Annotated in this window: 12 protein-coding genes, 1 tRNA gene and 2 pseudogenes; 8 read left to right on the plus strand and 7 right to left on the minus strand. The window is 62.6% G+C overall.

Annotation, left to right across the window (positions count from 1 at the left end; translation table 11 throughout):
- Positions 1-71 precede the first annotated feature (71 nt).
- Positions 72-1,346, plus strand: coding sequence for an acyl-CoA dehydrogenase family protein (locus ONR75_RS07810; RefSeq protein ID WP_265082094.1), 1,275 nt, complete (start codon positions 72-74; stop codon positions 1,344-1,346).
- A 66-nt stretch (positions 1,347-1,412) separates the two neighbouring features.
- Here the strand turns inward: ONR75_RS07810 and ONR75_RS07815 are convergent, their stop codons facing one another.
- From ONR75_RS07815 to ONR75_RS07825, 3 genes are all read right to left on the minus strand, one after another.
- Entirely contained in the window at positions 1,413-1,790 is a 378-nt protein-coding gene (locus ONR75_RS07815) for a TIGR02301 family protein (RefSeq protein ID WP_265082095.1), read from the minus strand.
- 83 nt (positions 1,791-1,873) lie between these two features.
- On the minus strand, positions 1,874-2,299 hold the full coding sequence (locus tag ONR75_RS07820) for an NUDIX hydrolase (protein ID WP_265083584.1): 426 nt from the start codon (positions 2,297-2,299) through the stop codon (positions 1,874-1,876).
- A 5-nt stretch (positions 2,300-2,304) separates the two neighbouring features.
- On the minus strand, positions 2,305-2,820 hold the full coding sequence (locus tag ONR75_RS07825) for a hypothetical protein (protein WP_265082096.1): 516 nt from the start codon (positions 2,818-2,820) through the stop codon (positions 2,305-2,307).
- Positions 2,821-2,882: 62 nt separating this feature from the next.
- Between ONR75_RS07825 and ONR75_RS07830 the strand changes: the two genes are divergently transcribed.
- Entirely contained in the window at positions 2,883-3,641 is a 759-nt protein-coding gene (locus ONR75_RS07830) for an SOS response-associated peptidase (RefSeq protein WP_265082097.1), read from the plus strand.
- A 61-nt stretch (positions 3,642-3,702) separates the two neighbouring features.
- On the opposite strand, the gene ONR75_RS07835 is transcribed toward ONR75_RS07830, so the two are convergent.
- The 3 genes from ONR75_RS07835 to ONR75_RS07845 are packed head-to-tail and all read right to left on the minus strand — an operon-like array spanning position 3,703 to position 6,590.
- Positions 3,703-4,131, minus strand: a complete 429-nt coding sequence (locus tag ONR75_RS07835; protein ID WP_265082098.1) for a GNAT family acetyltransferase — start codon at positions 4,129-4,131, stop codon at positions 3,703-3,705.
- Positions 4,128-5,573, minus strand: coding sequence for an FAD-binding oxidoreductase (locus ONR75_RS07840; protein ID WP_265082099.1), 1,446 nt, complete (start codon positions 5,571-5,573; stop codon positions 4,128-4,130). Before ONR75_RS07840 ends, ONR75_RS07835 begins: the two co-directional genes overlap by 4 nt.
- A gap of 33 nt (positions 5,574-5,606) precedes the next feature.
- Entirely contained in the window at positions 5,607-6,590 is a 984-nt protein-coding gene (locus ONR75_RS07845; RefSeq protein ID WP_413776450.1) for an L-threonylcarbamoyladenylate synthase, read from the minus strand.
- An 84-nt stretch (positions 6,591-6,674) separates the two neighbouring features.
- On the opposite strand from ONR75_RS07845, the gene ONR75_RS07850 reads away from it, so the two are divergent.
- The 5 genes and pseudogenes from ONR75_RS07850 to ONR75_RS07870 form a co-directional block, all read left to right on the plus strand.
- Positions 6,675-6,751, plus strand: a tRNA-Pro gene (locus tag ONR75_RS07850).
- 565 nt (positions 6,752-7,316) lie between these two features.
- Positions 7,317-7,739 (plus strand): P27 family phage terminase small subunit, encoded by a 423-nt coding sequence (locus ONR75_RS07855; protein ID WP_265082100.1) that lies wholly within the window; start codon positions 7,317-7,319, stop codon positions 7,737-7,739.
- A gap of 1,005 nt (positions 7,740-8,744) precedes the next feature.
- Positions 8,745-9,136, plus strand: a pseudogene (locus ONR75_RS07860) (translational GTPase TypA); the annotation flags it as partial.
- A gap of 245 nt (positions 9,137-9,381) precedes the next feature.
- On the plus strand, positions 9,382-9,921 hold the full coding sequence (locus ONR75_RS07865; RefSeq protein ID WP_265082101.1) for a hypothetical protein: 540 nt from the start codon (positions 9,382-9,384) through the stop codon (positions 9,919-9,921).
- 217 nt (positions 9,922-10,138) lie between these two features.
- Positions 10,139-10,648, plus strand: a pseudogene (locus ONR75_RS07870) (FAD-dependent oxidoreductase); the annotation flags it as partial.
- Positions 10,649-10,826: 178 nt separating this feature from the next.
- On the opposite strand, the gene ONR75_RS07875 reads toward ONR75_RS07870, so the two are convergent.
- A complete protein-coding gene (locus ONR75_RS07875) occupies positions 10,827-10,970 on the minus strand; it encodes a hypothetical protein (protein WP_265082102.1) in 144 nt (47 codons plus the stop codon).
- A gap of 703 nt (positions 10,971-11,673) precedes the next feature.
- Here ONR75_RS07875 and ONR75_RS07880 point away from each other — a divergent pair.
- Complete coding sequence (locus ONR75_RS07880) at positions 11,674-12,699, plus strand: 2-keto-3-deoxygluconate permease (RefSeq protein ID WP_320109707.1); 1,026 nt, start codon at positions 11,674-11,676, stop codon at positions 12,697-12,699.
- The last annotated feature ends 2 nt before the right edge of the window (positions 12,700-12,701 follow it).

Below are 12,701 nucleotides of genomic sequence, written 5' to 3' on the forward strand. Positions count from 1 at the left end.
ATCTGACGATGTCATCTTAATCGCTCGATTAACAAGAGCAACAAAGCTCGCGACAGAACCGGGAGAGCGCCTTGGATTTTTCATTGCCGGCCGATCTGGTCGCCTATCTCGCCGAGCTCGATCGCTTCATCGCCAAAGAGATCAAGCCGATCGAGGATGCCGACGACAACATCCGCTTCTTCGATCATCGCCGCGAATGGGCGCGCACCGATTTCGAGAATGGCGGGCTGCCGCGCCATGAGTGGGAAGCGCTGCTGCGCCGCGTGAAAACGCTGGCCGATGATGCCGGCCATCTGCGCTTCGCGATCCCGAAGGCCTATGGCGGCAAGGCCGGCTCCAATCTGTGGATGGCTGTCATCCGCGAGCATTTTGCCGCAAAGGGTCTTGGCCTGCACAACGACCTGCAGAATGAGCACTCCATCGTCGGCAACCTGCCGCTGGTGACGATGCTCGACCGCTATGGCCGCGACGACCAGAAGGCGATGATCGAAGGCTCGATCACCGGCAAGTACCGCATCACCTTCGGACTCACCGAACCCGAGCATGGCTCCGACGCGACCCATATGGAAAGCCGCGCGGTGCAGGCGACGCGCAACGGTGTCTCCGGCTGGGTGATCAATGGCGAAAAGATGTGGACCACCGGCATGCATGTGGCGACCCATTGCGCGCTGTTCGCGCGCACTTCGGGCAATGACGGCGATGCGCGCGGCATCACCTGCTTCCTGGTGCCGGCGAAAGCCGAGGGCGTGAAGATCGAGGAGTATCTGTGGACCTTCAACATGCCCACCGATCATCCGCGCGTCAGTTTCACCGACGTGTTCGTGCCGGACGATGCGCTGTTTGGCGAGGTCGGCCGCGGCCTGTCATTGGCGCAATGCTTTGTGCATGAGAACCGCATCCGCCAGGCGGCAAGTTCGCTGGGTGCCGCGGTGTACTGCATCGAGGAAAGCGTCAAATACGCGCGCGAGCGAAAACCGTTCGGCAAGGCGCTGGCCGAGAACCAGGCGATCCAGTGGCCGCTGGTGGAGCTTGCCACCCAGGCAGAGATGCTGCGGCTCTTGATCCGCAAGACCGCGTGGGAAATGGACAAGCTCACCCAGGCGGAAGTCGAGCACACGCTGTCGGATCGCGTCTCGATGTGTAATTTCTGGGCCAACCGGCTGTGCTGCGAGGCTGCCGACCGCGCCATGCAGGTCCATGGCGGCATGGGCTATTCCCGTCACAAGCCGTTCGAGCACATCTATCGCCACCACCGCCGCTACCGCATCACCGAAGGCAGCGAGGAAATCCAGAAACGCAAGGTCGCGGGATTCCTGTTCGGCTACATGGGGGCGGGGAAACACTGAATGTTACCTCTCCCCGCCTAGCGAAGCTGCGCTTCGCCGGGCGGGGCAAGGAAAAAGGGCGCCCCCTCAGTTCGCATACCTCGCGGTCAGATCCCGCGAGATCTTCGCGCCTTCGTCGATATAGCGGCGGATGGCGATGCCGGCGGCCGGGGTGCAGGTCCGGTAGGTCTGCTGGAACCCGTTATAGCCACGGTTGAAGCCGGCGATCATGCGGGCGCGGCGCTCGCCGGACGGTGTCTCGGCATCGACCAGCGCCTGCATCTCGTTGCGCCATTTGGCGCCTTCGTTGCTGCCGCAGATGCCGCGCAGATAGTGCAGGGTGCCCAAGATCTCCGCCAGCCGCTGCAGGTCGCCGTCGAACGGCGCAGCCGCGTCCTGCGCCCGGATCGGCCCCAGGCCGCAGGTCGCGAGAATGAAGAAGGCAACGGTGAGACGTTTGAGCATGAAGGGTATCCGGAGCTGCCGAGATATGCCTTCTCGGGGCGGGCGGTGCAAGGCAATGCCGGGTCGTATCGGATGCCGGGCCGTCAGGCGCCGATCAGGGCCCGGGCGGCGGCGATGATCTCGGGCAGGCCGGGGGTCAGCGGGCGGTCGCCGGGGGCATCGGGCGGCAACCAGGCCAAATCGTCGAGTTCCTCGTTCAGCACAGGTTCGCCGGCGCGCCAGCGCGTGGCGAAGGACATGATGACGAAATGCGCGGTGCTGCCGTTGGCGCCGGGCAGCACCTCGCGCCACCCGGCCAGCCCGGCAATGTCGATCTGCAGCCCGGTTTCTTCCATCACCTCGCGCCGCAACGCGATCTCGAGCGATTCCCCGAACTCGACCCGGCCGCCGGGGAGCGACCACAGGCCGAGACCGGGCGCACGGGCACGGCGGACCAGCAGGATCCTGCCGTCACGGAAGATCGAAGCGCTCACCGCAAGCTGCGGCCGGATGGGAGTTTGCGGGCTCATGAGGGTCAATGGGTCATGATGTAATCGACGTCGGGCTCCTGATCCCGGCCGTTGATGACGCCACCAGCCACCGCCACCAGCGGCTTGACCCAGCCGACCGCCTGTTCGGCCAGGGTGGCGCGGGTCTTGTCCTGCTTGGCCTCGCGCATGGCATCGCCGACCGCCGTCAGGATCGATGTCATGGTGGCGACGACGGTGTCGAATTCGGCGCGAACGGGGAGGCTCGCCGATTCATAGGAGGCGATCGCCAGGTCACGCGACTTGAAGTTCGATTTGATGAAATGCTCGGCGTAGGTCAGCGGCTCCCACTCCAGGAACAGCTCGAAGCAATCGGGCATGTCCGGAATCATCTCAAGAAGCATGATGGCTTCGTTGAAGTGGTTCAGGTAGTCCGTGGCGAGGCCGGTGCGCGGATTGATGTTGGCGGCGATCAGTTCGGCAGCGGACGCAGGCGTGCCGGCATCGGCATCATCCGGATTGTGGCGATCAGTCTGCGCCGGTTTTTGAGCCGTCATGGTCATCTTTGGCACTGTCGGCGTTTCAGGTTAAAACCACCTGAAGAGATTGGCGCATAGGTGAGTCAATGTGCGGGCGTTTTGTCATTACATCCGCACCGGCGGCACTGAGGCAGGTATTTGGCTACGCCGAGCAGCCCAATTTTCCGCCGCGGTACAATGTTGCGCCGACGCAACCGATCCCCGTGGTTATCCTGGAGAACGGCGCGCGGCACTTTCGCCTGATGCGCTGGGGCCTTTTGCCGTCATGGGTGAAGGATCCCCGCAAGTTCACGCTGCTGATCAATGCGCGCAGCGAAACCGTGCAGGAAAAGCCGGCCTTCAGAAATGCCATCCGGCGGCGTCGCTGCCTGATCCCGGCAGACGGCTATTACGAGTGGCAGACCATCGACAAACGCAAACAGCCGTACTTCATCCATCAGCGCGATGCGCAGCCGTTCGGTTTTGCGGCGCTGGCGGAAACCTGGATGGGACCGAACGGCGAGGAAGTCGACACCGTGGCCATCGTCACGGCGGCGGCCAGCACCGGCATGTCGGTGCTGCACCAGCGCGTCCCGGTGACCATCGCGCCGGATGACTTTTCGCGCTGGCTGGATTGCAGCAGCGACAACGCATCGGACGTGATGCCGCTGCTGCACGCGCCTGACGATGGCGACTTCGTCTGGCACCCGGTCTCGCCAGCGGTCAATAAGGTCGCCAATGACGACGCGCAATTGATCCTGCCGATATCGGCCGCCGAGGCCGCGGCACCGCCGGCAAAAAAGCCGGTCGCGCGCAAGGTGGCCATGGCTGCGCCGGAAGATGGCGGGCAGGGGTCATTGTTCTAAGCACACTGTCGTTCCGGGTTTGCTCGGGCGTTGCCCTCGCGCCCTGGAGCAACAGTTTAGATCACGGCGTCAATTCACGTCCGTCGAGCCACTTCGCATAGATGACGCGCTCCTGCTCACCGAATCCGATCGACTCGTAAAATGCCTTCACCCGCGTGTTGTCGCCGCGCACCATCAATTGCAGCTTTTCGATGCCGCGTGCACGCAGCCAGTTCTCCGCCGCCGTCATGATGGCGCGGCCGAAATCCCTGCGTTGATGATCGGGATCGACGCTGACGTAGTAGACCCATCCGCGATGGCCGTCATGGCCGACCAATACCGATGCGACGATGCTGTCGCCATCGTGGCCGACCAGCACATCGGCATTGTTGCCGGAGCGTGCGAGCCGGATGTCGGCTTCCGGATCGTTCCACGGCCGCACCAGTCCGCAGCGCCGCCACAGCGCGATGACGCCGGCTATATCCGCATCTGTCAGTGACGAGACTTTCATCGCTCGACCGCCAGCAACACCTTGCCGGGATTGAGAATGCCGAGCGGATCGAGCATCGCCTTCAATGAGCGCATCAGCTCGATCGCTACCGGATCCTTCACCGAGGGCAGGTCGGCGGCCTTCAACCGGCCGATGCCGTGCTCGGCCGAGATCGAACCGCCCATGCGCAGCACCACCTCGAACACGACTTCGTTGACGTCATGCCAGCGCGCCAGGAAGTCCGCCGCGGTCCAACCCTCCTTCGGCTGGGTCACGTTGTAGTGGATGTTGCCGTCGCCGAGATGGCCGAACGGCACCGGCCGCGCACCCGGCATCAGCTTCAGCACTGCGGCATTGGCCTCAGCGATGAAAACCGGCACCGCGGCGACCGGCACCGAGACGTCGTGCTTGATCGAGCCGCCTTCCGGCTTCTGTGCCGGGGAAATCTCCTCGCGCAGTTTCCAGAACGCCTGGCGCTGGTTGAGGTTTTCCGCGATCGCGGCGTCGTCGACAATGCCGTCTTCGAATGCGCGCTCGAGGATGGCTTCCAGCGTGGCGCGCGCATCCTCGCGCATCGACGACAATTCCATCAGCACGTACCAGGCATGCTTGCTCTGCAAGGGATCGCGGACGCCGATGCCGTGGCGGACGCTGAAATCCACCGCGATGTTGGCGATCAGCTCGAAGCTGGTCAGGCTGCCGGCGGCCTCGTTGCGCGCGATGGCCAGCAGCTTCAGCGCGTCGTCCGGCGACTTCAATCCGACGAAGGCGGTCTCGACCGCGCGCGGCTTCGGGAACAGCTTCAATGTCGCTGCGGTGATGATGCCGAGCGTGCCTTCGCCGCCGATGAAGATGTTGCGCAGGTCGTAGCCGGTGTTGTCCTTCTTCAGCTTGGTCAGGCCGTTGAGGATGCGGCCGTCGGCCAGCACCACTTCGAGCCCGAGCGCCATTTCGCGCGCCACGCCATAGGCCAGCGCCGTGGTGCCGCCGGCATTGCTGGACAGGTTGCCGCCGATCGTGCAGCTGCCCTCGGAGCCCAGCGACAGCGGGAACAGCCGGTCGGCCTCGGCAGCGCGCGCCTGCGCATTTTGCAGGATCATGCCGGCTTCCACGGTCATGGTGTTGGATTCGGTGTCGAGATCGCGCAGCCGGTCCATCCGGCGCATCGACAGCACGACTTCGCCGCCATAGGGCGTCTGTCCGCCGACTAGACCGGTATTGCCGCCCTGCGGCACCAGCGCGGTGCGGGTTTCGCTGGCGAGCTTGCAGATCGCAGCGACCTCGGCCGTCGAGCCGGGCCGCAGCACCAGCGGCGAGGTCCCGCGGAACAGGTTGCGGTCCTCGGTCACGTATTGATGGACGTCGGCCTGGTCGGTGACGGCATATTTTTCGCCGACAATGGCGCGAAAGCGCGCGATGGTGTCGGGCGAAAGGGCGGCGGGCGTCGGATAAGCGATGTTCATGCGGTTTCCCGTGCGTTTCTTGGTCTTGCTTCGTTACACCGCGGCGCGGCGCAGCCGGTCGTTGATGGCTTCGCCGAGGCCGTGGTCCGGCACCGGCATCACCGCGATGCCGGCGGCGCCCCGGGCATCGAGGGCGCGAAGATAGCCGAAAAGATTGGTTGCGGCTTCAGCGAGATCGGCCAATCCGGATAGATTCATCACCGCGATGGCTTTGTCCATGCCGGGCAGGACTGCGGGCCCGAAGGCCAGCAGCGCCTCGCCGGGACGGACCTCGTCCGCCATCAGCCGCACCGGCGTACGCGGTGCGTAATGCGAGGCCAGCATGCCCGGCGCGAGCGGCTGCGCCATGGCGCCGTCCGGGTCCTGGGGCGGTTGCAGCAGGGCCCGCCCGAGCACCTGCTCGATGGCCTCGCGCGGCAGCCCGCCCGGGCGCAGCAGCATCGGCTGCTCGAAACAGCCGACGATGGTCGATTCGACGCCGACCGAAACCGCACCGCCGTCGACAATGAGGTCGATACGGCCGGCCAGATCGCTCTGCACATGGGCCGCGGTGGTCGGGGAGACGTGACCGGACAGGTTGGCCGAGGGCGCCACCACGGCGCCGCCGAAGGCCCGCAGCAGCGCCACCGCCACCGGGTGGGCCGGTATTCGGACGGCGACAGTGTCTAGCCCGGCGGTGGCGAGATCCGCGACAGGGCAGTTCGGCGCCTTCGGCAGTACCAGCGTCAGCGGCCCCGGCCAGAACGATTCGGCGAGATTCAGCGCTTCGGCATCGAAAACGGCGATGTTTCGTGCGGCCGCGAGGTCTGCGACATGGGCGATCAGCGGATTGAAGGCCGGGCGGCCCTTGGCCTGATAAAGCCGGGCAATCGCCGCCGCGTTGCCGGCGTCGGCGCCGAGCCCGTAGACGGTCTCGGTGGGAAACGCCACCAGACCGCCGTTTCGCAGGCAGCGGGCGGCATCCTTCAGCGCGTCAGGATCGGCGGCGGTCATCCGGGTGGTCAGGCCCACGGCCATGTCAGGGCATCCTTCATTGTATCGCAGGTTCTTTAGCGGGGTTCTTGCGGTATGCGAAACCCAAGGCTATAAGCCGCCCATTGTCGGAGTGTGGCTCAGCCCGGTAGAGCACTGCGTTCGGGACGCAGGGGTCGCAGGTTCAAATCCTGCCACTCCGACCAATTGATCAATAGCTTAGCCTTTTCAACGCTTTCCCGGGCAACGGAATGGGCAATGAAATAGGCTAGCCGAGCGCCAAGGTGCTCAAAATTCCGGTATCAGACTAGCTTAGCTAGCGGGGTGAGGGCCTTGTGCAACTAATTGCACAGCTCGAATAACCGACACGATTACCGTCCAGAATCGAAACCCTTTGAGCGCACCGGCAACGGGGGCGCCGACTAAGAGGGGCATCGGTTCAATGAGGCAATCCGCATCCAGGACCGCCTGGCCGAGATCAAGAACGACGTAGGCGCGTTGGACCGGGTCTTGGGGACGCTTGGCTATACTGGCGATCTGGACGCTTGCGCTAGGAGGAAGCTCCCTCGCGCGTCGAGGTGAATGCTCATCAAGTGCAGCGCACCATCGATACGAATGAAGTCGCATTGAAAATATGAAGATATCTCGCCTGTTTGAATTCGCTGGAAATCAAACAATATGCCCAGAGGTGGGAAGCGCGAGGGTGCGGGGCGAAAGCCTAAGGAAAAAGCGGGGCCGCCGCTAAAGCTTGTGCCGTCCGCGCCGCCACCAATGCAGTCGGACCCGTCGGTTGTCGATGGACTGACCGAGCCGCAATGGTCCGCCCAGTTCACCGACGAGCTCGATCAGGATCTCGCTCGGCGGCAGTGGCGCATCATCATCGGTGAGCTGCGCAGCTCCGAGAAGCTGGCGAATGCCAACGAGCGCCAGGTCAAGCGCCTGGTCGACGCTTACGTGCTCTACGAAATCGCGATGCGCCACGTCGCAGATGAGGGAGCAGTCTTCCCGCGCAAGGGCAAGAAGCAGCCCGCATACAATCCGTGGTTCACAATTTTGAAGGACGCGAACGCGATGGCGTCAGCCGCTGAGGCAGAGCTGACGATCACGCCGCGCCGGCGCAACAATGGCGGAAAAGTCCAAAGGCAAAAGCCGACCGTCGTCGGGGGTGGGTATCTCAAGGCGGTTGCCAAGTGATCCGACCACGCAATGGGCGCAGGATGTCGTAAGCGGGAAGATTGTTTCAGGCGATCTCGCACGCTGCGCCGCCGAGCGTCATCTGAAGGATTTGGTCGACGGCGCACCCATCTTGCCAACGTAAAAACGACGGCCGAGCGTTCATCGCTTATGATGGCGGCGCGTTAGATGCGCGGATGTCGCTGCATCGATGCATTTGAACGAAATCGTTTAGTCGGCCTTAAGGGTAACCGCAGCCAAGAAGGATCCATTTGTTAAACTTGACGTTATCTCACGATGGGAAACGCTCTGACCATTATTGTCGAACAGGTGGATCAGCAAATCCCTCCGCCCTACGGGGCCGTTTTGCTTAAGAACGGAAGTAGGGAAGTGATGATGGCTCGCAGGGCCTACGAAGACAAGCTGGGCAGCGCGCCGGAACCCACGAGGCTAGAAAAGAGCGCATAGGGCGCAACATCAGCAACGCACTTTGCTCAAGAGCGCTGCGCTGGAACGCAATAATAGCGCGGTTTTACTTCGCTATTTGCGTGCACCTTCCAGGCCTCGCCAGCGCTTTGGCATGCGGTCAAGTCTGCTAACCCAGGAACAGAGGTCATGCTTACGCCGGATGAAGAGTTGGAATAGCCTAGTAATAGTACAAGAATGTAAGTCATTTTCTCATCCCTGTTCGCTGCTTAGCAGCGCTCGGCCCTTACAGGCTAGCGCCATTGTGTCCATGTGCGCCGCCGCCTCATGAAGCGCCGACCTTACCATCTCCGACTGGTCGCTGGCGAGTTTCCTGATCATGCGGCCGGCCTGCCGATAGGTCGCGACGTCCGTCCGAAAGCAGTCTCCGTCGTGTGAACATAGGCCGGTGCGGACGCATGATCCGCTCTGGTCCTGGCACAGCATCATGGCCGCCGCGAACTGGTCATGGTTTTCATTGTCCAGCGCCAGCCATTTCTCATGCGCCACAGCAGCACTCCTGGGTCACCATCGCAATGACAGCCTTGGCCGTCGTACTGCGAGATCGCCGGCCGCCGCAACGGCGTGCTGATCTCGAACGACGCCGGCGAAGCCGTGGCCTATGCCATGTTCAAGCTGGAAGACCGCGGCCCGATGATGATCGAGCCCGGCTGGAAGGTCTACAAGGGCATGATCATCGGCGAGCACACCCGCGAGAACGATCTCGAACTCAACGTGCTCAAGGGCAAGCAGCTCTCCAACATCCGCACTACCTCGAAGGACAAGCCGTCCGCCTGACCCCGCCGATCCGCATGACGCTGGAAAAGGCGCTGGCCTATATCGAGGGCGACGAGCTGGTGGAGATCACCCCGAAGTCGATCCGCCTGCGCAAGAAGCATCTCGACGCCGCCGATCGCAAGCGCGCCGAAAAGACCAAGGAAGTGGTGGCGTAACGTCACGACGCCTTTCTTCGACTTGCTATCAAAATGCCGGCTCGCGCCGGGCATTTTTGTTTCACGTCATTCCGGGGCGCGAGGGCGCAGCCCGCACCCCGGAACGACAGCGTTGTGCGGGCCGCCTTGAATTGTCCGCATCACGACAAATTTGCTGGCACGCAACTTGCGATGATGGAGTTGCACCCGCGCGAAGCACGGTCGCTTTGGCCTGTTCGCGACAATCTCCATCAAGGACTCCCATTATGGTCGCCATTGCAGACACGCCGTTCGCCCGGCTCGACACCGAAGGCCGGCTGCTGAAGCCGGTGCTCAGCGCCAATACCCATGTCGACGGCCGCTTCGGCTATCGCGGCGACATCTCCTATGACGCGCCCGACACCGTCATCAGCGAAGTGTTCGCGGTGTCGGAAAGCGGCAAGCCGGCGATCGGCTTCCTCGCCGGGTCGATCAAGGACTACGCCTCGCTGCCGAAGCTGGTGGAAACCTTCGGGGCCGCCTTCGACGGCGACGGAAAATATTTCATCTACATCGCCGATCTGCCGCAGGGCAACCGCTTCGCCATCAAGTTCGGCGACGTCAATATCTTCGCCATCTCGATCGACGGCACCTCGGTCTATAACGAGCTGATCGACACCTTCTATGTCGACAAGACCAAGCTGAAGAAATTCGACACCTCCGCCAAGCTGGATGCGCTGGCCGATGTCGGGCTGAAGTATGCGACGCTGTCGGACTATAGCGCGCTGTCCTATGACGACGGCTTGAAACAGAAGAACGCCGCCTGAGCGGATCCCGTTCGACGCGGCCTGCTTTGCACGGCCTCTCTACACGTCATCCCTGACCTTCCTTCACCCTCCCCTGGAGGAGGGTGAAGGAAGCGCTCGCCCCACCGGCGGCTTGAATAATTCGGGCAACCGGCTATCCCGGTGTCACGACAATCGCGCGGGCGGCATGGCCGGTCGCGGAGGGTCGTCGATGGATCTGCCGCGAAGCCAGAAACCGATGACCGCACGCCTTCCTTCCGACGTCGACATCGCCATCATCGGCGCCGGCGCCGCCGGCCTCGGCGCCGCCCGCGCGCTGGAAGGGTCCGGCCGCACGATGATCGTGCTGGAGGCCCGTGACCGCATCGGCGGCCGCGCGCACACCGTGATGGCGGCGGCCGCCGTCGCATTCGACATGGGCTGCGGCTGGCTGCACTCCGCTGACAAAAACTCCTTCGTTGCCATCGCGAAGCAACTGGACTTCGCCATCGATAAGGCCCGCGCGCCGTGGCGCGAGGGCAGCTACGAGCGCAGCTTCCCGAAGGCCGACCGGATCGATTTCTTCAAGGCGATCGACACGTTTTACGACCGTGCCGAGGCCGCCGCGGAAAACGAGCCGGACGCCGCCGCCAGCACCTGCCTGGAGTCCGGCAATCGCTGGAATCCGATGATCGATGCCATCAGCACCTATATCAACGGCGTCACGCTCGATCATGTCTCGCTGCATGACATGGACGCCTATGAGGACTGCCGGTGATCTACGTACTGTGCGCTTCTATACAGATAATGCCAGAACAATTTCGCACCGCGAAATAGGCCACTGCCATTTTCAAATTAGGTCACTATGTCCGGAAACAGGCCAGTACCTCTTAGAGCTTCTGAACAAGTCGAAGCCGCAATAAAAGAGGCCGCCAACTGAGGCGGTCTTACTGCCCCTTTTCCGGGGCGCAAAATTTTACTTCCTCCTCGGCTTTGAGCTTCAACAATATTTCGTGCTCAGCAGCAGTATGAGGTTCTGCGAGGCGCTTTTTGAAAAGCGCTAAGTTTTCTTGTTGGATGAACCGATCCATAAGAGCGCTCCGCTGGGGGAGGGGCTGGAGCAAATGCGCTCTCAGGCACCGATGACTACCGAGGATAGATCGATGATATTTTACAACGGGCTTGCTTATGCTCGGTTCCAAACAAATCAAATCAGGCCACTCCCATTTTCAAACTAGGCCACTAGGGGTCGAAACAGGCCAGCACCAAAGGATGGAGCGAACAGCCGCAGAACGGGCAACGAATTGGCAATGAAATGGGTGTTTTGAGCGTGAACAAAGCGTGTCAGATCGAAGGGCGGGACGAATAAATTCAATAGCTTACGATAGATACCCCGCGTTCGGGACGCAGGGGTCGCAGGTTCAAATCCTGCCACTCCGACCATGCCATCCCGGGGCCTGATGCTCCCGAGCCCGAATAGGGCCTTTGGCTGCGCCCCGTGCGCCTGTTCCCAACAAGCCGGCCGTCCATCGTCACGGCCTGATCGATATTCGATCCTCATCCATGCACCAACCTGTTCGCCTTCAGCGGCCCCGCTGCTGGCGCCGCCGCTGCACGCCGATGATGTCGTGCGCCTTCACCGGCCATTCGCGAAAGCGTGGGTTCACTTTTCTGCGCATATCACGCAAGTTAGATTGTAAATTGCGCAATATGAGCATTTTATATCCAAGAGAAGCTCCTATTTCTAGAATGATGCGCGATGTAATCAATCGTGCAGGGACGGAAGGACATAAGATGCAGATTCCAATCAAGCGCGCGATCGAGAAGGTGCCGGGCGGCATGATGACGGTGCCGCTGTTGCTCGGCGCGCTGATCGCGGCGTTCTTTCCGGGAACGCCGAAGTTCTTCGGTTCGTTCACCGGTGCGCTGTTCTCCGGCGGCGCCCTGACCATCCTCGCCGTGTTCTACGTCTGCATGGGCGCCAGCATCGACTTCAAGGCGACGCCCTACATCGTCAAGAAGGGCGGCACGCTGCTGATCGTGAAGGTCGGCGTGGCCATGATCCTCGGCCTGATCTTCGGCCGCTTCCTCGGCGAAGCACCGATCACGGCCGGCATCTTTGCCGGCGTCTCGACGCTGGCCATCGTCGCCGCCATGAACGACACCAATGGCGGGCTCTACATGGCGCTGATGGGGCAATATGGCCGTCCGCGCGACGTCGGCGCCTATACCATCATGACGCTGGAAAGCGGCCCGTTCCTGACCATGATCACGCTCGGCGTCGCCGGCCTGTCGTCGTTCCAGTGGCAGGCGCTGGTGGGCGCCATCCTGCCGCTGGTGATCGGCATGATCATCGGCAATCTCGACCGTGAGATGCGCGCCTTTCTTAGCAAGGCCGTGCCGGTGATGATTCCGTTCTTCGCCTTCGCGCTCGGGACCGGATTGAATCTGTCGCAGGTCTGGCAGGCCGGCCTGCTCGGTTTGGGCATGGGCGTCGCCGTCGTCATCGTGACCGGCATTCCGCTGTTCTTCGCGGATCGCTTGACCGGCGGTAATGGCGTCGCGGGTGTCGCAGCAGCGTCCACCGCGGGCAATGCCGCGGCCGTGCCGGCCATCGTCGCAGCAGCCAATCCGGCCTATGCGGATGCCGCCGGTCCCGCGACCATCCTGATTGCCGCTTGCGTGGTAGTGACCGCGATCCTGACGCCGATCCTCACTTCGTGGGTCGCCAGCAAGGTCGGCCGCGATGTCGAACCGGTCGAGAAAGATGCGGAGGTTTCCGCCATGATGAAGCCCGCGGCGAACGTGGCGGGCGACTGAGC

Origin of the sequence: Rhodopseudomonas sp. P2A-2r, from assembly GCF_026015985.1 — a bacterium.
In the GTDB taxonomy this organism is placed as follows: Bacteria; Pseudomonadota; Alphaproteobacteria; order Rhizobiales; family Xanthobacteraceae; genus Tardiphaga.